The organism is Amphritea sp. GJ51-11 (assembly GCF_055808735.1).
Genome location: NZ_CM147881.1, coordinates 4,463,349 through 4,484,930 on the forward strand (window position 1 = coordinate 4,463,349; position 21,582 = coordinate 4,484,930).

Sequence of the window (21,582 nt, forward strand, 5' to 3'; positions counted from 1 at the left end):
GCGGTATTAATCACCCATTGCTGTGCCTTCTCGGCGGGGATCGACGGCACTTCGCCACGAGCCATCAGGCTGTCGGAAAAAACCATGCAGGCCGCTGTTTTGGTCTTTCACTTTGATTTGGTGTCCTAGGGCTTGTAAGGGGGCAGCGAGTGTTTCTGCGAGAGTGCCCGCTTCCAGCTCGGTCACGCCGTTGCGGTTAACCACATGGGGGCTATTGAAGGCCTCTTGTAGGCTGAGGTCTGTGCTGAGTTTAAGGTACAGATTTTTCGCAACATAGCTGATGATACGGCTGCCACCGGGAGAGCCAAGGGCGGCAACTAACTGGTTATCCTGATCAAACACCATCATGGGCGACATCGAACTACGGGGGCGTTTATTGGCTTGCACCCGGTTGGCGACCAGTTTGCCATCTTTCTCGGCGATAAAGGAAAAGTCGGTCAGTTGATTGTTGAGTAAGAAGCCACCGGCCATCAGGGTTGAGCCGAAGGCCATTTCGATACTGCTGGTGATCGATACGGCATTGCCCCACTTGTCGACAATGACAAAGTGGCTGGTGGAGGGAAGTTCAGGGGAGTGGTCGTCGGCCTGACTGATCGTTTTTGGCAGCTCGCCGGGGCTGGCTTGACCCATATCTTTAAGTGGGCTGATCAGTTGGCTACGCTGTTGCAAATAGGTTTCGTCTAGCAGGGCGTCAACGGGCACATCGACAAAGTCGCTGTCGGCTAGATAACGGGCGCGATCGGCATAGGCGAGCCGACTCGCTTGGGTTAGCAGATGATAAAAAGCTACGCTGTCCGGTTGTTGTGGCTGTGATTCCGCCAGTTCCATGAGTTTAATAATTTGTAGGGTTGTCACACCGCCGGAGGTTGGCGGAGGAAAACCGCAAACGCGATATTGCCGAAAGGGCCGGCAGATGGCTTGCCGTGCGACCGGTCGATAGTTTTGTAGATCACTTAGTTGTAGCTTGCCGGGGTTATCGGTGGCTTGCTTAACGGCGGCAATCACCTGTTCCCCAATAGGGCCTTGATATAACGCTGAGGCGCCCTGCTGAGCAATTTGACGCAGCGAGTTTGCTAGTGCCGGATTGGTGAGACGATGACCCACCGGCAGGGGTTCTCCCTTAGAGGTAAAGAAATAATCATGGGCTGCAGGGTAGCGCCCTAATCCTGGGTTGATATTAGATGCGAGTAATTTGTGTAGCCTGGGGCTGACGTTGAAACCTGATTCTGATGTTTTAATTGCCTCATCGAACAGTGAGGCCCAAGGCTGTTTACCGTATTGCTGCTGACTAAGTTCTAACATGGCGAGCACGCCGGGTGTGCCAACGGAACGGCCACCGACCATCGCATCCCACCAACTCATCGGTGTCCCCTCTGCGGTTAAAAATAGGTTTTCGTCGGCAGCAGCAGGAGCTGTTTCACGACCGTCAAAGGCGGTGAGTTGTTGCTGACTGTTATCCCAATAGAGCATAAAAGCGCCACCACCGATGCCTGAAGACTGAGGCTCTACCAGTGTCAGCATCGCCTGAACCGCCACGGCGGCATCGGCTGCACTGCCGCCGCGCTGCAACACTTTATAGCCCGCCTGTGTGGCCAGAGGGTGCGCGGACACTACCAATTGATGTTTCGCTAAGATGGGTTTCTGGTTTAGCGTACCGGTAGCGGATTCCGGTGCTAGATCCTCATTGATGGCGTAGGTTAAGGATGAAAAGAGGGCAAGGGTTGCGAAGATGACCGAGAGAGATGATGTACGCATAACTATAGTCCTGCAGCGCCTGTCGCTGATAGTCGGGTAGGGTGTGAAATGATATTAAAGCAGATTTTTAACGTGAGATTTGAATAATACAGCTTGATTGAGCTAAATTGATGTAGACGGTGAGTTCGTTAGTGGCCATAAAATCCGCTGATAATCGATCGGCCACTGTCGTCGCAGTATCCGTGTTTAGAACGCTATTCACGGCTAGCACAACCGACATTAACAGGGTATTTCAGGGATGACTCGGCATGAGTAACGGTGCCATGTTGGCTAAGAACCAACAGCCTTATAGTAACATCTGTTAAAGATGAGGCTGTTGAGGCCGATAGCATCCCGGTAAAGACTCACTAGGAACCTGGAGATTCACCTTGTCCATAGCGGTAAAATCTATTTCTAGCGCGGATGATGATGCTAAAACCATCAGAATGGTGTTGCTGAATGACCATGAAGGCAAAGCGCTGGTCTTGTTGCCGGCGAATATGCTGTTAAATCTGGTTAGCATCTGGAAACATTCGGGCCGGCATCTGCAACCGGTGAGGGGCTCGGATGCCACTAAATTTTTTAGTCAGGCGGCTTTGAAGGTTGAGGTCGGCCAAGAGAAACTGTTTCGCTTGCCGGTATTTATCGACCGATCACTGGTTGATTACGAACGTTTTAACGTGGTTGAAGCGTATACGGGATTGGCTTTTGAAGCGCACAAAGACTGGTTTAAGGATCATCTGTCCCATTGTGCGTTGGGGCTAAGCCCTCATACGATCGAAACGCATCAGCCTAGTGGTAATGATGAGCAGGTGATCACCCGTGCGGTTGAGCGCTTTACCACCTTGCGTATTCAGCAGCGGCTCGAGGATACCCTCGGGTTACCGCCATTGCCTGCGTCGATGAAGCGTTTAGTTGAACTACGCTCAGACCCTTCCGCGGGTATCGATGATCTTGTGCCACTCATTCGTAACGATGCCAGTCTCGCCGCTCAGGTGATGAGTTGGGCTGCGTCTCCCTATTATGCAGCGCCGGGTGATATTCATTCGGTGGATGATGCAGTAATCCGGGTGCTGGGTTTTGATCTTGTGGTGAATTTGGCGTTAGGGGTGGCGATGGGGAAAACGCTGTCGGTGCCTGATGATACACCTCGAGATGGTATCCCTTATTGGCGGCAATCGGTGTATGTTGCCGCTGCAGCCGAGTTGGTGTGCAAAAAAATTCCCGCCCAGCATCGGCCTAGGATCGGCTTGGTCTATCTCGCCGGTTTGTTACAAAACTTTGGTTATTTGGTCTTGGCGCATCTATTTCCACCGCATTTTTCATTGCTGTCTCGTTATATCGAGGCGAATCCCCATATGGCGTTGGAATATGTCGAGAAGCAGGTTATGAATGTGACTCGAGAGCAGATAGGTGCTTGGTTGCTGGATAACTGGGGCTTACCTGAGGTTGTGGTTGACGCCGTGCGTCATCACAATGATTTAGGTTATGACGGGGTTGCCAGTGATGAAGCAAAGCTGATCTATATCGTCAATCGGAGTCTGCGTCGTCACGGTTTGGCTGACGGCCCTATCGAAGAGATTGCGGATAGCTTGTTGCAGCAGCTTGAGTTGAGTCAGGCTCAGGTGGATGAGGCTATTACGCGGATAATCGAGAATAGAGATGAGCTGGACGCGTTAGTGCATACGATTGCGCATGGCCACTAGCGCGAAGGTTTGATTTAGGTGGTCTAGGCTATCTTTATAGATAAGTCCGCAGATAAATCCACTTAATACGTCGCCATAATCGTGCGTATTAAGTGGGTCACTTGTCACTATTGTTGGCTGTTAGAGAGTGGTTTCGCTTTCTAACTGTTCCAGTTCCTCGAGTTTTTCCATCCACTCCGACTCAATGGCATCAGCCTTCTGTTGCAGCTCGGCCTGTAATTGCAACTGGCGTTTGAGCTGCTCTTTATTGCCTTCTTCATACAAGCTGACATCTGCTAGTGAAGTTTCTATCAGCTGTAGTTCCTGAGTCACCTTATCGAGCGTCGCTTCAAGCTTATCAATGGCTTTGCGCAGTGGCCGAAGTGCATTGCGTCTTTCCGCCTCAAGTCGTTTTTGCTCTTTCTTTTCCGCAGCGCTAAGTGAACGGTTCTCTTTTGGCTCTTCGACCGCTTGGTTTTGGGTCCGACGTTGCGCCGCTAGCCATTGTTGATAATCATCCATATCCCCATCGAAAGGTGATACTCGACCATTAGCAACCAGCCAGAACTGATCCACGGTATTACGCAGCAAGTGACGATCGTGGGAGACGAGAATCAAGGCACCATCGAAGTTTTGCAGCGCCAACGTGAGGGCATGACGGACTTCTAAGTCTAGGTGGTTGGTTGGCTCATCGAGCAGTAGCAGGTTGGGCCGCTGCCAAGCGATGAGGGCCAGGGCTACCCGCGCTTTTTCGCCGCCGGAGAAGCGTTTTACTGGTTCTAGGGCGCGGTCACCGTTAAAGTCAAAGCTACCTAAATAATTACGAATCTCTTGGTCACTGGCTTTCGGCGAAATACGCTGAATATGCAGTGCCGGCGAGGCTTCCAGATCTAAGGCTTCGAGCTGGTGCTGGGCGAAATAGCCGATTTTTAGATGCTCACCCGCATGATAGATGCCATCAATTAGGGGGAGGTCTTGGGTCAGGGTTTTGATCAGTGTCGATTTACCTGCGCCATTCGGCCCGAGTAGGCCAATACGGTCGCCGGGCGACAGGGTCAGCTTTACATCCTTCAAAATCGCTTGGCTGTAACCGAGCTGAGCATTGTTAAGGCTCATCAACGGGAAGGATATTTTATCCGATGATTGAAAGGTAAAACTGAATGGGCTGTCGACATGGGCTGGGGCAATCAGCTCCATGCGTTCTAATTCTTTAACTCGGCTTTGGGCCTGTTTGGCTTTAGTGGCTTTGGCTTTAAAGCGATTAACAAAGCTCTCAATCTCAGCGATGCGCACCTGTTGCTTTTCAAACTGAGATTGTTGCTGGGCAAGCCGTTCGGCGCGACGTTTTTCAAAGTCGCTGTAACCACCTTTATACAGTTCTGTTTTCTGCTGAGCCATGTGCACGATATGGGTGCTGACCGCATCGAGGAAATCTCGGTCATGGGAGATCAGCAGTAACGTACCCTGATAATTACGTAACCATTGTTCCAACCAGATCGTCGCATCAAGGTCGAGGTGGTTGGTGGGCTCATCAAGTAGGAGAATATCGGAGTGGCTCATCAGCGCTTGCGCGAGGTTGAGTCGAATCCGCCAGCCGCCGGAAAAGGTATTCACGGGCCGCTGGGCATCGGCGGTGGAGAAACTCAGACCGTTTAATAGCTGGTGGGCGCGGGCTTCGGCACTATAGCCGTCGATGGCATCCAACTGCGCATGTAATTCGCCTATACGGTGGTGGTTGCCGGATTCCTCTGCGTCGGCCAGCCCTTGCTGTACCGCCCGCAAGCGATGATCACCATCGAGCACATAGTCGATCGCGCGATGTTCGCTATCGGCAACTTCCTGCGCCATATGGGCGATGGTGAGATTCCCCGGTAGCTGTAGATCCCCTTCGTCGGGTTGTAGCTGGCCAAGAATAAGTTTAAATAGTGAGGATTTACCGACGCCATTGGCGCCGACAATGCCCACTTTCTGGTTGGCGTGGATCGTTAATTGCGCTCTGTCTAGCAGGCGCAAGGGTCCACGTTGTAAGCTAAGCTGGTTTAACTGAATCATGGCGGCGGATTTTATCACAGATGTCAGATAATAATGTGTTTTGGAACTATGCAGTGCAGATCTATTCTGTGCCTGATGTGGCGGCGCTTTGTTTGACGCTACAAAACCGCTATCAACTGAGCGTTAATTATCTACTTTTTGGGTTATGGTTGGCTCACGAGGGTCGGTATTTACCTGCCGATCTTTCCGATCAAAAGGTTTGTCAGTGGCGTAAAACGATGCTTGAGCCTCTGCGGCAGCTGCGTTTTACGTTACGTGAGACAAAACAGTCCGGGGAGGAGTATTGCTGTTATGAGGCACTGAAACAAGCAGAATTAGCGGCAGAAAAGGTAGAAATTGGACTGCTCTATGAACTCAGAGAGCGGTGCCCCGAAGCGGATCTGGCTTCTGGCGAAGATGCTTGGAAAAAATTGAGTTATTGTAATCTATGTGTTGCGGCAACTAGCGTTACTAAAAGTGCCGCGGCTGAGTCTGATAACGACGAGGATTTGCAGGCTCTTTTAGCACATTTAGGCGATAAAGCCACAAGTGCGGTAGTAATTAGCTGAACTTTTCAGTTTAATGGCTTACTAACAGCACATAACTGACCCCTGAATTTAAGGAATGACAATGAAGAAGACGCTGGTGGCCGTGGCCGTAGCAAGTATCGTATTGGTAGGTTGTGGCCCTGATGAAGAGAAGGCCGTAGCACAGACAGAAAAGCCTTACACGCTGGAAACAGATCAGCAGAAGTTGGGTTATAGCTTAGGTCTGATGCTGGGTGAGCGCCTTAAAGCAGATGTCGAAGAACTGGATGTTGATGCCTTGCGTCGGGCTGTTGAAACTGTCTATTCCGGTGATGAGCCACTGTTGAAACCAGAAGAAGTTGAAGCGACAATGATGGCCTTCCAACAGGCTAAAATGGCTGAACAGCAAGCTGAGTTTGCTAAAATTTCCGAGGATAACCTGAAAAAAGGTCAAGAGTACCTCGCTGAAAACGGTAAAAAAGAGGGTGTTGTAACAACCGAATCTGGACTTCAATATGAAGAGCTGACTGCCGGTGAAGGTGAGAGTCCTAAAGCAGAAGATACGGTCAAAGTTCATTATCGTGGATCGTTAATCAGCGGTACTGATTTTGATAGTTCATATAGCCGTGGCGAGCCGGTTTCGTTTCCTCTGAATGGCGTTATTCCTGGTTGGACAGAAGGTCTGCAGTTGATGAAAACTGGCGGTAAAGCCCGCTTAGTTCTTCCTGCTGAGCTGGCTTATGGTCCCGGTGGTATGGGTGATGCAATTGGCCCCAATGAAACATTGGTATTTGAGGTTGAGCTGCTAGAAATTAACCCAGCAGAATAAAGCCCTAAAGTTGGTCAAAAATCTTCAAACCACCCACCTGGGTGGTTTTTTTGGTGCGTAAAATACCCCGCTGATTGAATTTGTTATTAACTGCGAGCGTTTTTGACAGTTATTTTGTAGTTTTATTTCAACATTATTAAGGGGCGACTTAACGAGGAGTAACGGTTTCTGTACAGATTAGAAATTGTGGCTACACTTATCGTTAAACAATTGGATCACAAGAATAAAAAAGTGGAACACTCTTTGCTATGTAAAGCGTATGGCACTGTTGCTAATGCGTTGCTACTTTTATTATTCACTTATTTGTTACAAAAAAGAGGAAGCACCCAATGAAGAAAACCCTGATCTCTGCTGCCGTCCTGATGGTTACTATGACAGGTACGGCTATGGCCGGTACTTTAGAAACTGTAAAAGAGCGCGGTGCTGTTCAGTGTGGCGTAACGAGTGGTGTACCAGGCTTCTCAGTGCCAGATGATAAAGGTAATTGGAAAGGCCTAGACGTTGATTTATGTCGCGCCGTCGCTGCTGCAGTGTTGGGCGATGCAACCAAAGTGAAATTTATTCCATTAAACGCAAAAGAGCGCTTTACCGCGCTGGTGTCTGGTGAGATTGATGTTTTGTCTCGTGTGACTACCTGGACTCAAACGCGTGATACGCAACTGGGTATCAACTTTGCGGGCGTTAACTACTACGATGGTCAGGGCTTTCTTGTGAAGAAAGAGCTTGGACTGTCGAGTGTTAAAGATCTTGATGGTGCAACGGTCTGTGTTCAGTCCGGTACAACAACCGAGCTGAATATGGCGGATTACTTCCGTGCACAGGGTATCTCTTATACGCCAGTCGTATTCGATACTAATGATCAGGCGGCTCAGGCATTTGATAGTGGCCGTTGTGATTCATTCACCACTGACTTGTCACAAGCGGCAGGCCTGCGTACCCGTATGCAAGATCCGTCAAGCGTTGGTGCGCTGCCAGAGGTTATCTCTAAAGAGCCACTTGGCCCGGTTGTACGCCAGGGTGATGACACGTGGTTTAACATCGTTAAGTGGACTCACAATGCGATGCTGAACGCTGAAGAGCTTGGTTTGACCTCGGCTAATATTGATAAGATGAAGGCTGAAAGCACTGATCCAAACGTGAAGCGTTTGATTGGTATCGACGGACCTAAAGGTAAAGGTCTAGACCTCGCGGATGACTGGGCATACCAGATCGTTAAGCAGGTTGGTAACTACGGTGAAGCTTACGAGCGTAACGTAGGTAAAGATTCTCCACTGGGTCTGGATCGCGGCTTAAACGCGTTGTGGAACCAAGGGGGACTGCAGTACGCTCCACCAATGCGTTAAACATACTGATCAACGGCTGGCCTAAGGGTTGGCCGTTTTTGTTTCTGTCCTTAGGCGTATTGCCTGGGACAGAAAGATCTGTACTGATTTCTGGAGTTAACAATGTCCTCAGACATTTCGAATTCGGGTCACAACCCTGAAGGCGGTTCAGCCAAGCCAAAAGCTCCTCCGCTGGACAAACCAAAATTCTGGAACGACCCCAAAAAACGGTCGTTACTATTCCAGGTGATATTGTTATCGGCACTGGGATTTGTTTTCTATTCCATCATTGATAATACCCTGACCAACCTTGAACAGCGCGGTATCACCACTGGCTTTGATTTTCTTACACGTGAGGCTGGCTTTGGTATTGCCATGAGCCTCGTCGATTACACCGAAGCATCCAGTTATGGCATGACCTTTCTGGTCGGTTTGTTGAATACCATTTTGATTGCCGCGATGGGTATTATTGCTGCGACGATTCTTGGTTTTCTATTAGGTGTGGCAAGACTATCCGATAACTGGTTGATCTCTAAAGCATCTGCTATCTATATCGAAACTTTCCGTAACATACCGTTGCTGCTACAAATATTCTTCTGGTATTACGCGGTGCTACGAACTCTGCCTCATCCTCGTCAGAGTATGGAGTTCTTTGGCTCTTTCCTTAATAACCGTGGTCTGATCGTGCCCGCACCGATTGCCGAAGATGGCTTTGGTTTGGTGATGATTGGTTTCTTAGCTGCCATCGTGGGTAGCTGGTTTATCTCCCGTTGGTCGAAGAAGCGTCAAGAGTTAACCGGACAACAGTTTCCTGTGCTGTGGACCTGCCTAGGCTTAATCGTTGGTGTACCGCTGGTGTTGTTCCTGTTGAGTGGCATGCCGTTAGGGCTCGACCATCCAGAACTGAAAGGCTTTAACTTCAAAGGCGGCATCACTGTTATTCCTGAGTTGATAGCGCTTTGGTTTGCACTGAGTATTTATACTGCGGCGTTCATTGCTGAAACTGTGCGAGCAGGTATTCTGGCGGTGTCTCACGGGCAGACTGAAGCGGCGACAGCGTTGGGTATGTCTAAAGCGAAAACCCTGCGGTTAATCGTTATTCCACAGGCGTTGCGAGTGGTTATACCACCGTTGACCAGTCAGTATTTGAATCTAACTAAAAACTCCTCTTTGGCTACCGCGATTGGTTATCCCGACCTGGTTAACGTGTTTGCGGGCACCACATTGAATCAAACGGGGCAGGCGATTGAGGTGATTGCGATGACCATGGCGGTTTATCTGACCCTGAGCTTGCTGACCTCATTCTTTATGAACTGGTATAACGCCAGAATTCAGTTGACCGAACGTTAGGAGGGGACACTATGAAATATGAAATACAACCCACGCTACCCCCGCCAGCGAATATGGTCGGGCTGATCGGCTGGATGCGTAAGCGTCTGTTTAATGGGCCTATCAACTCAATAGCGACCTTGGTGGTCGGCTATTTCCTGATTAGCTTCTTGGTACCGGTACTGCAATGGGTGTTTATCGATGCCGATTGGGTCGGCGATAGTCGTGATGCCTGTACCAGCGGCGGTGCCTGCTGGGTGTTTATTAGTAATCGACTTGACCAGTTCTTGTACGGTTTCTATCCAGAAGAGGAGCATTGGCGGGTACAGGCAGCCTTTATTTTGCTGATTGGCTCCATTATCTGGTTAGTCATGCCGCAAACACCGAAAAAAGGGCTGGTGGCCACGTTGCTATTAGTTGTTTATCCGGTGATTGCTTACTTCCTGTTGTACGGTAATGTATTTGGCTTAGAAACGGTCGAAACGCATCTTTGGGGCGGCCTGAGCCTGACGCTGGTATTAGCCGTGGTGGGTATTGTGGCGTCACTACCGCTGGGTATCTTGCTAGCGCTAGGACGGCAGTCGGATATGCCAATCGTGAAATCGGTATGTGTCATCTTTATCGAAATTTGGCGTGGCGTTCCATTGATTACCGTGCTGTTTATGGCATCGGTGATGTTGCCATTGTTCTTCCCTGAAGGGATGAGCTTTGACAAGCTGCTGAGGGCGTTGATCGGTATTACCCTGTTCCAGTCTGCCTATATGGCGGAAGTCATCAGGGGTGGCCTGCAGGCGATTCCTAAAGGGCAGTATGAGGCGGCGGATGCGTTAGGCTTAGGCTACTGGCAGAAGATGATTCTGATCATTATGCCGCAGGCATTGAAATTGATGATACCGGGTATCGTTAATACGTTTATTGCTCTGTTTAAGGATACCAGCTTAGTACTGATTATCGGTTTGTTTGATGTGTTGGCGATTGGTCAGGCGGCAAACCAGGATCCTAAATGGATTGGTTATTCCACCGAGAGTTATTTATTTGTTGCCCTGTTGTTCTGGGTGTTCTGTTTCAGTATGTCGCGTTATTCGCAGCATCTGGAAAAAGCATTAAATACCGGCCATGGCAACCGTGCCTGATTACAGAGAGATTTTGATATGAGCCATTCACAAGCGACTGATAAATTGATGGTGGAACTACGCGACCTAAACAAGTGGTACGGCGAGTTTCATGTGTTGAAAAATATTAATCTGGAAGTTAAACAGGGCGAAAAGATTGTTATCTGTGGCCCATCTGGGTCCGGTAAATCAACGATGATTCGCTGTATTAACCATCTGGAAGAGCATCAAAAGGGCGATATTATTGTTAATGATATTCCCTTGAATGAAGATATTAAAAATATCGAAGCGATCCGTAAGGAAGTGGGGATGGTGTTTCAGCACTTTAATCTGTTCCCTCACCTGACGGTGTTAGAAAACTGTGTACTAGCGCCTATCTGGGTGAAAAAAATGCCGCGTAAAGAGGCTGAAGCTCAGGCGATGGAGTTACTTGAACGGGTGAAAATTCCTGATCAAGCTCTCAAGTACCCAGGGCAGTTGTCCGGTGGCCAGCAGCAGCGTGTTGCTATTGCTCGTTCACTTTGCATGAACCCTGATGTGATGCTATTTGATGAGCCAACCTCTGCCCTTGATCCCGAGATGATCAAGGAAGTGCTCGACGTTATGATTGAGCTGGCCACCGAAGGTATGACAATGCTTTGTGTGACCCACGAAATGGGTTTTGCTAAGACCGTGGCCGATCGCGTTATCTTTATGGATGGCGGGCAGATTGTTGAAGAGAACGAGCCTCATGAGTTCTTTAATAATCCCCAGCATGAACGGACGCAGTTGTTCCTCAGCCAGATCTTGCAGCATTAATTTGCGTCGCTAGACAATGCATCCAAAAAAACCGCCGATTGGCGGTTTTTTATTGGCTCGTAAAGCGTATTGGGAACCACCGGTGTGGTGAGTTCCCAGAATGAGAATTACTTGATAGACGCTTCTGTGTATTCAAGTTCGTCCAGCTGACCATCTTTATTAACATCAGCGGCCATGAAAACGGCTTCCAGTCCTTCAACGCCTTTAGCTTCTTCTTGGCTGATAACGCCGTCAGCGTTGCTGTCGACTGCTTTAAACTCAGGCATCTCTACGGCAAAAGCGGTTGCTGAAACGGCAGTCAGGGCGATGGCACACAAGGTTTTGATGTTCATATTAAAGCTCCTAGATTATTTCATTAAGGGTAATCGATCCGTCGGCCGCAAAGTCGATCGGAATAGTCTCTATAGAGCAGGCATTGTGCCAATGTTTATTTTATCTTATAAATCAATCGCTTATGTTTTGTTTTCTATTTAATGTAGAGGCTAACTGTCTCTAGAATCAGTCGACAGAACTCGTGTTTTTTATAACTAATTGATTTTAAAGTATTTTTGTTGTCTTCGGTCGGAGACCGTATAAATTAGTCGCAGCTCGCTTGTTTGCTGGAGCGCGCGAATCAGCTGTTTATGGGGGGTATTGCATGGCAGGCGAATACATTCGCTGAATACCCAGCAATGCTATTGCTTATACGAGCAAAGGTCGATTCAGCGAGATGTTATTTATAGAGTGGTTTGGTCTGACCCGCGAAGGTTATTTCAGCTCGTTGATAATGCCGTTAGAGCCGATCGCATAATAGGCGCCGTTGCCAAAGCCGACGGAGTATATACCGGTGCTGGTGGGGCCGTATGGATCACGTTTGTGAACCGTCCAGCTGCGTAACATTTCACCACTGCTGGTGCTCCATAGTTGCACTGAGCCGGAGGCGGTGCCGGTGAGTAGTTGGCTGTTATCCGGTGAAAAGCGGGCGGAGAGGAAACTGAGTCGCTTGCCAAACAGATCTTGGTTGTCCGAGAGGGTGTGTTGAACACTACCATCCTGAGTGCTCCAGATAACGGCTCTGTCTAAGGTGCCTGAGCTGAAGGCCAACTGTTTGTTGGGAGAGAGCGCGACAGTATCGACAATATTGCCGAATTTCAGACTGTGGATAACTTTATTGGTTTGCATATCCCAGAGCTGGGCATTGTAGGCGTCATCACCAGTTAGGGCGATTAAAGCATCGTCACTCAGGTCGACAGACTTAACACGGGCATCGTGACGGAACGTTTGGATAACGCCGCCCTGCTTAATATCAAAATAGACAGCGGTATGATCTGCCAGCCCAAGTAGTGCGAAATCGCCATTAGGGGACAGGTCCATCGCAAGAATTTCGGCCGGTGAGCTCCAGAATCCTTCAGGCTTGCCTGTGCTTAGATTCCATAGCACAAGGTCCTGTTGTTCTGCGGTGGCGGCATAACGTTCGTCAGGTGAGAATGCACTGGCGGCGATGAGGCTGTATTCCCCTGCGCGATGGTTCCAATTATAGAGTCGCTCATGTTGGGTCACATTCCACAGGCTGCCACCATGATTAAATGAGCCAATGGTGGCATAGGTTGATTGCGGCGACAGCGTGGCTGAATAGGCGCCTTGAAGTGCATATTCAACATAGTTAGCGGGTTCATCGCTGTTACTGCAACCGGCCAGTAGAGCTGTAACCAAAAGGGCACAACTCGCAGCACGAAACCTGTTCTCCATAAAGCGTTCCTACCTTAACTGCGTAATACGGTTGTTATACCTGAGGTTCAGAAAATACTCGCTCACGGTGAGCGATATGGAGAATTTCAATCATTCTATCTTCGAGAGCGAAGCGCTCTTCGAGGGCTTCACCAAGAGATGATAGCTGACACATCAGTTCATACATCTCTTGCAGGGTCTGTCCTTCAAAGTTGGAATAAATATCATTGAAGTCGAGCGAGGCGTCGGTGCTGTCCTGAATTTTAGGGAACAGGGCTTGAGCCTTTTCCAGGCTACCGTCATTGAACTCACTTCCCTGCTTGAGCAGTTGTTCGTAAACTTCAAAATGGCCTGAAGAGATATAATCCATCATCAATTGACAGAATTCCTGAATTTTATCATTCAGTGTTTCCTGAACATTCTGTTGCGGCAGAGACACAAAAAAACTAATCAGTTTTTGACGTCCGTCGAGCCAGTTATCAATAATGTCGCTCACACCTCCCCAGCGTTCCTGGGCGTTACGGCATTTTTCTAGCATAGCAGGCCTCCTTTTATGTTCAGCACTTGCTGACTGAGTGTCTCAATACTAATCCTATCGTTGTTAAAGAGGCAATAGCGGAGGGCTTTTCACCCTGAGATAGCTAATCTTAGTCGTGTGGCGCTGATATTTTTTGCGAAAGATGATACAACAGAAGGGCGTATCAAGGGTTTGGTTATTGTCTGGCGCTGTTATTATGATCGAGCCGATAACAGGCCGACTGAAAAAAGGCTTATGTCGACAGGCTTTGTTTGTTAACGCTATGATTTTGTCTAATTCATTGTTTTCAGGTCAGGGGTGTATCTCTGATATCAGATTGGGAAACTTAAGCATGCTGAAACGTTTTTTACTGGTACTGTTTTTAGGCGCGATGCTGCAGCCTGTTTGGGCCGCTGATGAGCCTGCCGTAGAGGATTATGTAAACTACATCGAGCTGAAGCCTTTCGTTGCTAACTTTGTCAGCCCGGGTACTCTGCGTTTTTTGAAGTGTGAAATTACCATTCAAGTCACTAGTCCGGCGGCTCACCACGCGGTGAATTATCATAAGGCGGAGATTCGTCACGAAATTCTAATGCTATTGAGTTCTAAAACGGATGAACAGCTGAAAACGGTTGATAAACAGCATATTCTTGCGCAAGAGGCGTTACAAAAAGTGCAGGGCGTGTTATTAGCCGAAGAAGGGGAAGCCTATGTTGCCGACCTGTTCTTTACCAGCTTTGTGTTGCAGTAACTGGCGGGCAATTGAGGCTTAGGTTTTGTTTGCTTCCTTCGCTTGACGCGAAAATATAAAAAAGCCCTGTCTGCTGACAGGGCTTTTTTTATGGCTTGAGTCTTTACCTGATCTACTGTGCGAGATAGTTCGCGAGATAGGTATCGAAATCTAAGGTGTCGCTCATCTCGATCTGCTGCTGCTCATCTCTTGAGCTGATGCCGAGTTCGTCAAGATATTGCTGCTGTCCTGCATCCAGTCCCTCGCCGGTGATGGTTTGCCGGTGCTTGCGGCTTTGTTGCAGCGCAAAGGCTTCATAGCCCAACCCGGCTGTTTTCATGCTATCTAGGATTTGCGCCGATGGCGTCAGGTGTGGGTTATCCAACTTGGCTTGCTGAGAGGAGACGGCGTCGGAATAACGGTTATCACCGGATACTTGATCCAGTACTGCGGCGGTTTTGTGGATATCACTCAGAATGAGTGCGCCCCATTCGGGCACTGAGATCGGCTGATTATTTTTTGTCAGCATTAAGCCCGGTTCACGGCCTCGGTTGACCACCAAATTGTTGTTGCTATTGATGACATCGCACTCATGACTATCAATATCACTTGGATCTGACAGCAGGCAGGTGACCAGAAATGCATCAAGGAAGTCGGCCTGTTGTTGATCAATACCGACGGGCAGTAGAGGGTTGATATCGGTGTTGCGCACTTCGATATATTCTACGCCGCGTTCACGTAGGGCATGCACCGGCTTTTCACCGGACAGTGCGACTCGTTTAGGGCGGATGTCGCTGTAATATTCGTTTTCGATTTGCAGCACATTACTGTTGAGCTGTTTGTAGCCCTGGTCCGTTTTTACACCGATTTTTTCATACTGCGGATAGGTGGTGTTGATCGCCTGAGTGAGACTCTCAATGTAAGTTTCAAGATGGTTAAAACAGATATTGAGGGCCGACTGGGCTTTGTTTGAGTAGCCGAGGTCGCTCATCCGCAAAGAGGTCGCATAAGGGCGATACAGGGTGTTCTCATCCCACTGTTCTAGATCGTGTTCACGGCCGCGCATGAAGCTAGAGGATAACGCTGGCGAGGCACCAAACAGATAGAGCAGTAGCCAAGATGAACGACGGAAATTACGAATTAGCTTGAAATAGCCGGCCGAACGAAAAGCCTGCAGGCTCTTTTGGCTGCCTTGCAGATCTCGTAGTACGGGCCAGAGGCTTTCCGGTAGAGAGAAGTTGTAATGGATACCGGCGATGGTCTGCATCATCTTGCCGTAACGATGCTCTAGGCCAACTCGATAAATATATTTTAACTGACCAACATTCGAGCTGCCAAAGCGGGCGATTTGGATCGCATCTTCGTTGTCGATCTGGCAAGGCATGCTGGCGTTCCAAAGCTCTTCATCACCTAGATGCTGATAGGTGTAGCAATGTAACTGCTGAAGAAAGTGCAGTGCATCAGCGGATTTTGCGAATGCTGGCGTGATGAATTCAAGCAGGGCTTCCGAGTAATCGGTGGTGATATGGCTGTGAGTCAGCGCAGAGCCGAGCGAAACCGGGTGTCCTGTTTGGCTGATGGCTCCCTGAGAGTCAGCCCGCAGGCCTTCCTTCTCTATACCGTGAAGGATGCCGTCAAGCGCCAGAATCTGACCCTTTTCTATAATTAATTGCAGATTCTGTTCCAGTGCTTTTGACACAACCGGGTACCTTTTAGCGGAAAAAAGAGCGCTATTATAGCGCAGCAAGCGTTAAACATAACCCCGTAAAAAAACAGGGATTAATTATAGTAAAAAAGGCTCGCTAACCTGCGTTAGCGAGCCTTTTTTGTGTCGCCTATTTGAGGCGTTACTGGCTAGGGTACTTGCAGTACTTGCATTGAGTTGGTGCCGCTACCGCTGCCAATAATTGCGCCTCGGGTTAGCAGGATCAGATCACCCGTTTCAAGCAGCTGTTTTGCCTTCAGGGTTTCGAGGATCTGCTCGTTTAGCACGTCATTGTTAATACCGGTGGCATCGAACAACATCGGGTGTACGCCACGGAACAGCGTCATACGACGCATTGAGCGTTCATTGCGGGTTAGTGCATAGATCGGCACGCCGGAACGGATACGAGACATCCAACGCGGGGTCGAGCCTGATTCTGTTAGACAGACAATAGCTTTTACGCCGACTAAGTGGTTAGCGGTATACATGGCTGAACGGGCAATAGTTTCATCGAAGTGTTCGCAGCGTTGGGAGATGCCAGTGGGGGCCGGACGGGATAACTGGTGCTTTTCGGCGCCCTGACAAATTTTGGTCATCGCTTCGACAACTTCAACCGGGTAGTCACCTGCAGCCGTTTCGGCGGAGAGCATGACTGCATCGGTGCCGTCCAGAATGGCGTTGGCCACATCAAATACCTCCGCCCGTGTTGGCATTGGATTTTGAATCATGGTTTCCATCATTTGGGTGGCGGTAATAACCACGCGATTCAGTTCTCTGGCGCGGTTGATCAGGTGTTTTTGCACGCCGATCAGCTCAGCATCGCCGATTTCGACACCGAGGTCGCCTCGGGCCACCATGACGCCATCACAGGCGAGGATGATATCGTCGAGCGCTTCGGTGGAGCTGACCGTTTCGGCACGTTCTACTTTAGCGATAATTTCAGCATTGCTGCCGGCAGCATCGAGTAGTTGTCGCGCTTCATGCAGATCAGACGAGCTGCGAGGGAAAGATACTGCGACATAGTCCATATCGATCTCAGCGGCGACGAGAATGTCACGCTTGTCTTTCTCGGTGAGTGCGGCGGCGGAAAGGCCGCCGCCTTGACGGTTGATGCCCTTGTTATTGGACAGCGGCCCGCCGATGATCACTTCGCAGTTGATTCGAGTACCTTGAACATCGATAACCTTGAACTGTACTCGGCCATCATCTAGCAGCAGTACATCGCCGGGGCGACTGTCTTTTGGTAGTGCTTTATAATCGATACCCACCTGGGTCTGATCGCCTGCGTAGGTGTCTAAAGCGGAGTCGAGTGCAAAGTGGTCACCCACGGCCAGTTTGATTTTCATATCGTCTTTAAAGCGGGCGATACGGATTTTCGGACCTTGCAGGTCGCCTAGGATTGCCACCGGAATGGACAACCTGTTAGATATTTCACGAACTTCGTTAGCCCGGCGGCGATGATCATCAGCGCTACCGTGAGAGAAGTTGAGTCGCACAACATTGACGCCGGCGCGGATCATTTGGTCGAGTACGCCGGGTTTATCCGTTGATGGACCTAAAGTGGCAACAATTTTGGTACGTTTTAGCATGATGTGTTTATCCGGTAGACGGTATGGGTTTACCTGTTAGACTTTAAACTGTGTTATCTATTGCAAGATAAGCGGGTGGCAATAGTATTTCAAGCAATCAGCCAGCGGTTGATCAGCTTGTTCAGCTGTCTCTGGGTAATATTATCTTGTAAATATATTACAAGAATTGTTTTGATGGATCGCATTCTACTGCTTTTTAGCTTTATTTGTTAGTGTAAATGAATTTTTTGTAATTTAGTTACAGGAGGCGCGGTGACTAAAACACGGTTACGTCCGCTACTATTATTGTCATTGGTCGCCTTATTCATTGTGGTGATCTTTCAAACGATCTTAATTAGCCACAGTCGTGCAACCCATGATCTGCAACAAAGTGTTTCGGCGGATTTAAATCGTTATATCTTGAACCTACAGCAGGAGCTTGATCGGTATAAAGACTTGCCCAAATTATTGTCGTCGCATTCTGAGTTGGTGAATCTGTTATTACTCGATGGGAGTGAAGGTGTTTATCGCGCGAACCTTTATCTGCAAAAGGTAAACGATACAGTGGGCGCGTCAGACACGTATTTGATGGATACCAAGGGGACAACGCTTGCGGCCAGTAACTGGCAGAAAGAGCACACTTTTGTGGGCCGCAATTTTTCTTTCCGGCCCTATTTTCGAGACGCGATTAAGGGCCACCCAGGGCGTTATTTTGCACTGGGGACAACATCTAATAAACGCGGTTACTTTTTCTCATATCCGGTCGAGTATCGGGGCAATATTCTGGGTGTGATTGTGGTTAAGATCGATCTTAATGATATTGAGACCGATTGGAGCGACCCGATGACCGATATTGTTGTGACCGATGAAGATGGTGTCATCTTTATCAGTACCCGTTCCGAGTGGAAATTTCGCACCTTAAAGCCGTTGCCTCAGTTGGATCTACAGCGGATTGTTTCGAGTCTCCGCTATGGTGATCATGAGTTAACCTCGTTGCCGATTATCGAACGTAAAGTTCAGGGGGGCAGCGAGGTAGTGACGCTTCTCGAGGGGGACCGGATCAATAATCAGGCGCTTGATGGCGTCGAGACACGACAATATTTGCAGCAGACTCGCGCAGTGCCTGATGCGGGGTTTAATGTGTCTATTCTGGCGGACCTCAAACCCGTCGATCGACGGGTGCTGAGCAATGTTCTGCTCACCGGGTTTGTTTACAGTGCCTTAGTCTTTTTGGTGCTGCTGGTATTGGCGCGGCGGCGGATCTTGCAGGAACGGGCCCGCTTTAAGCGACAGCAAACACTGGCGTTAGAAAGTAGCGAGGCGAGAGTTCGTGCGATTATCGACAATACCCATGCGGGCCTGATCACGCTTGATGATCATGGGATTATTGAGTCGTTTAATCCGACCGCGGAAAAACTGTTCGGCTATCGTACCGATCTGATTGCGGGGGAGTATTTTAGCAAATTGATTAGCCAGCCTGATCGGGCGGTGTGTTGGCAGCATATTTCACATCAGGAGAGTGATGCTTCTGTCGGATGAGTTGATGGTCGAGGTGGCTTGTGTCAGAGCCGATGGTTCACAGTTTCCAGTAGAATTGATTATTGGCCGCATGAGCGACAGTAATGCCAGTCGCTTTGTTGTCACGATTCATGATATTACCGAACGAAAAGAGAATGAAGAGAAGTTGCGTCAGGCGCGAGATCAGTTAGAGCAGCGCGTGGGTGAACGTACTCAAGATCTGACCCGAGCGAATGCCCGTTTGCTGCAGGAGGTTGAAGAGCACAAACACACCCAGAATGAGTTGATTCAAACGGCTAAGTTGGCGGTGCTTGGGCAGATGTCTGCGGGTATTAATCACGAACTGAACCAGCCGCTAACCGCAATTCGAAGCTATGCCGATAATGCCTTATCGTTTTTGAAGTTGGGCAAAACTGATCCGGTTAACAGTAATCTTCAGGAGATCAGCGGTTTGACCGAGCGGATGTCAAAGATCATTGCGCCGCTGAAAGAGTTTTCGCGTAAGACCTCCGGTCAGCAGACGATGGTGAGTTTAAAGGCGGTGCGTGATGGCGCAATGTCTATTATGTATGGCCGACTGGATAAAGCGAATGTCAAAATTGAGTGGCCGGAGCGACTCGATCAGCAGTTTGTTTTAGGGGATATGCTGCGGCTTGAACAGGTGGTGGTTAACCTGATTAGTAATGCGCTGCAGGCGATGGAAGGCGGGGCTGAGAAATGGATCGAGATCAGCATTGCGCGTCAGGGGGAGCGTTTACTCATCGCTTTTCGGGATCATGGGCCGGGTATTCCAGCGTCTGAGCTAGGTAAAGTGTTTGAACCTTTCTATACCACCAAGAAAGCCGGTCAGGGATTGGGGCTGGGGCTGTCAATCTCCCATCGAATTATTGAATCGATGGGAGGGCAGTTAAATGTCAGTAATCACCCGCTCGGTGGTGCTGTGTTTACCATTAATTTGCCGGCAGCGGATGCGTCCGCTTCGGTCGTCGGGTTAGAATAATTAAAACTAGACAGGAAAACGAACCGCCGATGAATGCGAATACTCCGGTTGAGGTGCTACAGCCTCATCAGATTCTCCTGGTGGATGATGAAAAACATATCCGTTTGGCGGCAGGGCAAACCCTCGAGCTGGCCGGTTATGATGTCGTCACCGCCGACTGTGCCGAGAAAGCTCTGAGTCTGTTGGATCGGGATTGGCCCGGGGTGGTGGTGAGTGATATTAATATGCCGGGGATCGATGGCTTAGAGTTGATGCAGCGGATTATGAGCATCGACGCAGATCTGCCGGTTATTCTCATTACCGGGCATGGGGATATCTCGATGGCGGTGAGTGCCATGCGTGATGGCGCTTATGACTTTATAGAAAAGCCATTTTCATCTGAGCTATTAAATGATGTGGTGCGCCGAGCCGCGGAGAAACGTCGATTAACCCTAGAAAACCGCGTGCTGCGTAAGGCGCTGGAGCAGCAGGGTGGTATCGGCCCGCGGATTATCGGTAACTCGCCCGGCATCCAGCAGTTGCGCTCGATGATTCAACATATTGCCGATACCCCGGCAGATATTCTGATTCAGGCGGAAACCGGCTCCGGTAAAGATTTGGTGGCGCGTTATATCCATGAGCACAGCAACCGACGGGACAAAAATTTTGTTGCGATTAACTGCGGTGCGGTGCCAGAGCATCTAATCGAGAGTGAGTTGTTCGGCCATGAGAAAGGCGCCTTTACCGATGCCAAGAGCCGTCGTATCGGTAAGTTTGAGCACGCCAATGGCGGTACGCTGTTTCTCGATGAAATTGAGAGCATGCCGTTATCATTGCAGGTTAAGCTGCTGCGGGTGCTGGAAGAGCGGCAGATCGAGCGCTTGGGTTCTAATGAGTTGATTCCACTGGATATTCGTATTGTCGCCGCCACCAAGGTTGATCTGAAGGATTTGAGTGAACAGGGTGACTACCGGGCCGATCTTTATTATCGCCTTAATGTTGTCAGTCTTGAGATTCCGCCGCTACGAGAGCGGCGTGAGGATATTCCTATGTTGTTTCAACATTTTGCCTTGATTGCATCGGTTCAATATCAGAAAGAGGTGCCTCAATTAAGTGTTGATAAGCTCAGTGCGTTAGTGGCGCATCACTGGCCGGGTAATGTGCGGGAATTGCGCAATATTGCTGAGCGTTATGTGCTGCTTGGGCCCGCGTACAATTTTGCCGTGGGAGATGCGGGTGAGCGGATGTCGACCAAGCAGATGACCTTGCCGGAGCAGGTGGAGCGATTTGAAAAGCTGGTGTTGGAGGAGGAGTTGTCGCGCAATAATGGCTCGCTCAAACTGACTCAGGAAAAGTTAGGGTTACCGCGTAAGACGCTGTACGACAAAATGAAGAAATACGAGTTGAGTAAAGACGACTTCAAATAAGCGCTTTGCTCGGAGCCTAATAGTAAACGGCGGCCAATTGGCCGCCGTTTGCGTTCTGTGGTTA

Annotated in this window: 18 protein-coding genes; 11 read left to right on the plus strand and 7 right to left on the minus strand. The window is 49.3% G+C overall.

Annotation, left to right across the window (positions count from 1 at the left end):
- Positions 1-6: 6 nt before the first annotated feature.
- Positions 7-1,755 (minus strand): gamma-glutamyltransferase, encoded by a 1,749-nt coding sequence (gene ggt, locus AC0L4K_RS20185; RefSeq protein ID WP_473267680.1) that lies wholly within the window; start codon positions 1,753-1,755, stop codon positions 7-9.
- A 368-nt stretch (positions 1,756-2,123) separates the two neighbouring features.
- Here ggt and AC0L4K_RS20190 point away from each other — a divergent pair, with 368 nt between their 5' ends.
- Entirely contained in the window at positions 2,124-3,440 is a 1,317-nt protein-coding gene (locus AC0L4K_RS20190) for an HDOD domain-containing protein (RefSeq protein ID WP_473267681.1), read from the plus strand.
- Between the two features lie 120 nt (positions 3,441-3,560).
- On the opposite strand, the gene AC0L4K_RS20195 is transcribed toward AC0L4K_RS20190, so the two are convergent.
- Complete coding sequence (locus tag AC0L4K_RS20195) at positions 3,561-5,471, minus strand: ATP-binding cassette domain-containing protein (protein WP_473267682.1); 1,911 nt, start codon at positions 5,469-5,471, stop codon at positions 3,561-3,563.
- Positions 5,472-5,491: 20 nt separating this feature from the next.
- Here AC0L4K_RS20195 and AC0L4K_RS20200 point away from each other — a divergent pair, with 20 nt between their 5' ends.
- The 6 genes from AC0L4K_RS20200 (at position 5,492) to AC0L4K_RS20225 (ending at position 11,367) form a co-directional block, all read left to right on the plus strand.
- Positions 5,492-6,019 (plus strand): TIGR02444 family protein, encoded by a 528-nt coding sequence (locus AC0L4K_RS20200; RefSeq protein ID WP_473267683.1) that lies wholly within the window; start codon positions 5,492-5,494, stop codon positions 6,017-6,019.
- A gap of 61 nt (positions 6,020-6,080) precedes the next feature.
- On the plus strand, positions 6,081-6,806 hold the full coding sequence (locus AC0L4K_RS20205; protein ID WP_473267684.1) for an FKBP-type peptidyl-prolyl cis-trans isomerase: 726 nt from the start codon (positions 6,081-6,083) through the stop codon (positions 6,804-6,806).
- A gap of 329 nt (positions 6,807-7,135) precedes the next feature.
- Entirely contained in the window at positions 7,136-8,149 is a 1,014-nt protein-coding gene (locus AC0L4K_RS20210) for an amino acid ABC transporter substrate-binding protein (RefSeq protein ID WP_417227091.1), read from the plus strand.
- A 102-nt stretch (positions 8,150-8,251) separates the two neighbouring features.
- Positions 8,252-9,478 carry an amino acid ABC transporter permease gene (locus AC0L4K_RS20215; RefSeq protein WP_473267685.1) on the plus strand — a complete coding sequence of 409 codons (1,227 nt, stop codon included), beginning with the start codon at positions 8,252-8,254 and terminating at the stop codon, positions 9,476-9,478.
- An 11-nt stretch (positions 9,479-9,489) separates the two neighbouring features.
- Positions 9,490-10,590, plus strand: coding sequence for an amino acid ABC transporter permease (locus tag AC0L4K_RS20220; protein WP_417227087.1), 1,101 nt, complete (start codon positions 9,490-9,492; stop codon positions 10,588-10,590).
- Between the two features lie 48 nt (positions 10,591-10,638).
- The gene (locus tag AC0L4K_RS20225) at positions 10,639-11,367 is read left to right on the plus strand and encodes an amino acid ABC transporter ATP-binding protein (RefSeq protein WP_417227132.1); all 729 of its coding nucleotides are present in this window, start codon (positions 10,639-10,641) and stop codon (positions 11,365-11,367) included.
- A 107-nt stretch (positions 11,368-11,474) separates the two neighbouring features.
- Here AC0L4K_RS20225 and AC0L4K_RS20230 read toward each other — a convergent pair whose 3' ends face one another.
- The 3 genes from AC0L4K_RS20230 to rsd all read right to left on the minus strand — a co-directional run bounded on the left by AC0L4K_RS20230 (position 11,475) and on the right by rsd (position 13,612).
- Positions 11,475-11,699, minus strand: coding sequence for an EF-hand domain-containing protein (locus AC0L4K_RS20230; RefSeq protein ID WP_417227085.1), 225 nt, complete (start codon positions 11,697-11,699; stop codon positions 11,475-11,477).
- Positions 11,700-12,114: 415 nt separating this feature from the next.
- Positions 12,115-13,095, minus strand: coding sequence for a WD40 repeat domain-containing protein (locus AC0L4K_RS20235; protein WP_417227083.1), 981 nt, complete (start codon positions 13,093-13,095; stop codon positions 12,115-12,117).
- Between the two features lie 34 nt (positions 13,096-13,129).
- On the minus strand, positions 13,130-13,612 hold the full coding sequence (gene rsd / locus AC0L4K_RS20240; protein ID WP_417227081.1) for a sigma D regulator: 483 nt from the start codon (positions 13,610-13,612) through the stop codon (positions 13,130-13,132).
- Positions 13,613-13,943: 331 nt separating this feature from the next.
- Here rsd and AC0L4K_RS20245 point away from each other — a divergent pair, with 331 nt between their 5' ends.
- Positions 13,944-14,342, plus strand: a complete 399-nt coding sequence (locus tag AC0L4K_RS20245) for a flagellar basal body-associated FliL family protein (RefSeq protein ID WP_417227079.1) — start codon at positions 13,944-13,946, stop codon at positions 14,340-14,342.
- A gap of 112 nt (positions 14,343-14,454) precedes the next feature.
- On the opposite strand, the gene gshA is transcribed toward AC0L4K_RS20245, so the two are convergent.
- Both gshA and pyk read right to left on the minus strand, forming a co-directional pair.
- On the minus strand, positions 14,455-16,020 hold the full coding sequence (gene gshA, locus AC0L4K_RS20250; protein ID WP_473267686.1) for a glutamate--cysteine ligase: 1,566 nt from the start codon (positions 16,018-16,020) through the stop codon (positions 14,455-14,457).
- A gap of 155 nt (positions 16,021-16,175) precedes the next feature.
- A complete protein-coding gene (gene pyk / locus AC0L4K_RS20255) occupies positions 16,176-17,615 on the minus strand; it encodes a pyruvate kinase (RefSeq protein ID WP_417227075.1) in 1,440 nt (479 codons plus the stop codon).
- A 252-nt stretch (positions 17,616-17,867) separates the two neighbouring features.
- Here pyk and AC0L4K_RS20260 point away from each other — a divergent pair, with 252 nt between their 5' ends.
- Genes AC0L4K_RS20260 through AC0L4K_RS20270 form a run of 3 tightly spaced genes read left to right on the plus strand, consistent with a single transcriptional unit; the run spans position 17,868 to position 21,518 of the window.
- Complete coding sequence (locus tag AC0L4K_RS20260; protein WP_473267687.1) at positions 17,868-19,133, plus strand: PAS domain S-box protein; 1,266 nt, start codon at positions 17,868-17,870, stop codon at positions 19,131-19,133.
- On the plus strand, positions 19,117-20,112 hold the full coding sequence (locus AC0L4K_RS20265) for a sensor histidine kinase (RefSeq protein ID WP_473267688.1): 996 nt from the start codon (positions 19,117-19,119) through the stop codon (positions 20,110-20,112). The genes AC0L4K_RS20260 and AC0L4K_RS20265 overlap by 17 nt, the downstream gene beginning before the upstream one ends.
- Positions 20,113-20,141: 29 nt before the next feature.
- A complete protein-coding gene (locus tag AC0L4K_RS20270) occupies positions 20,142-21,518 on the plus strand; it encodes a sigma-54-dependent transcriptional regulator (protein WP_417227071.1) in 1,377 nt (458 codons plus the stop codon).
- The last annotated feature ends 64 nt before the right edge of the window (positions 21,519-21,582 follow it).

Bases quoted from the DNA above. Each gene is read 5' to 3' on its own strand.
- AC0L4K_RS20235 (WP_417227083.1), bottom strand. From the start codon at position 13,095: ATGGAGAACAGGTTTCGTGCTGCGAGTTGTGCCCTTTTGGTTACAGCT.
- AC0L4K_RS20215 (WP_473267685.1), top strand. From the start codon at position 8,252: ATGTCCTCAGACATTTCGAATTCGGGTCACAACCCTGAAGGCGGTTCA.
- AC0L4K_RS20195 (WP_473267682.1), bottom strand. From the start codon at position 5,471: ATGATTCAGTTAAACCAGCTTAGCTTACAACGTGGACCCTTGCGCCTG.
- ggt (WP_473267680.1), bottom strand. From the start codon at position 1,755: ATGCGTACATCATCTCTCTCGGTCATCTTCGCAACCCTTGCCCTCTTT.
- AC0L4K_RS20205 (WP_473267684.1), top strand. From the start codon at position 6,081: ATGAAGAAGACGCTGGTGGCCGTGGCCGTAGCAAGTATCGTATTGGTA.
- AC0L4K_RS20225 (WP_417227132.1), top strand. From the start codon at position 10,639: ATGGTGGAACTACGCGACCTAAACAAGTGGTACGGCGAGTTTCATGTG.
- AC0L4K_RS20270 (WP_417227071.1), top strand. From the start codon at position 20,142: ATGAATGCGAATACTCCGGTTGAGGTGCTACAGCCTCATCAGATTCTC.
- rsd (WP_417227081.1), bottom strand. From the start codon at position 13,612: ATGCTAGAAAAATGCCGTAACGCCCAGGAACGCTGGGGAGGTGTGAGC.
- AC0L4K_RS20220 (WP_417227087.1), top strand. From the start codon at position 9,490: ATGAAATATGAAATACAACCCACGCTACCCCCGCCAGCGAATATGGTC.
- AC0L4K_RS20230 (WP_417227085.1), bottom strand. From the start codon at position 11,699: ATGAACATCAAAACCTTGTGTGCCATCGCCCTGACTGCCGTTTCAGCA.
- AC0L4K_RS20210 (WP_417227091.1), top strand. From the start codon at position 7,136: ATGAAGAAAACCCTGATCTCTGCTGCCGTCCTGATGGTTACTATGACA.
- AC0L4K_RS20245 (WP_417227079.1), top strand. From the start codon at position 13,944: ATGCTGAAACGTTTTTTACTGGTACTGTTTTTAGGCGCGATGCTGCAG.
- AC0L4K_RS20200 (WP_473267683.1), top strand. From the start codon at position 5,492: ATGTCAGATAATAATGTGTTTTGGAACTATGCAGTGCAGATCTATTCT.
- AC0L4K_RS20265 (WP_473267688.1), top strand. From the start codon at position 19,117: ATGCTTCTGTCGGATGAGTTGATGGTCGAGGTGGCTTGTGTCAGAGCC.
- pyk (WP_417227075.1), bottom strand. From the start codon at position 17,615: ATGCTAAAACGTACCAAAATTGTTGCCACTTTAGGTCCATCAACGGAT.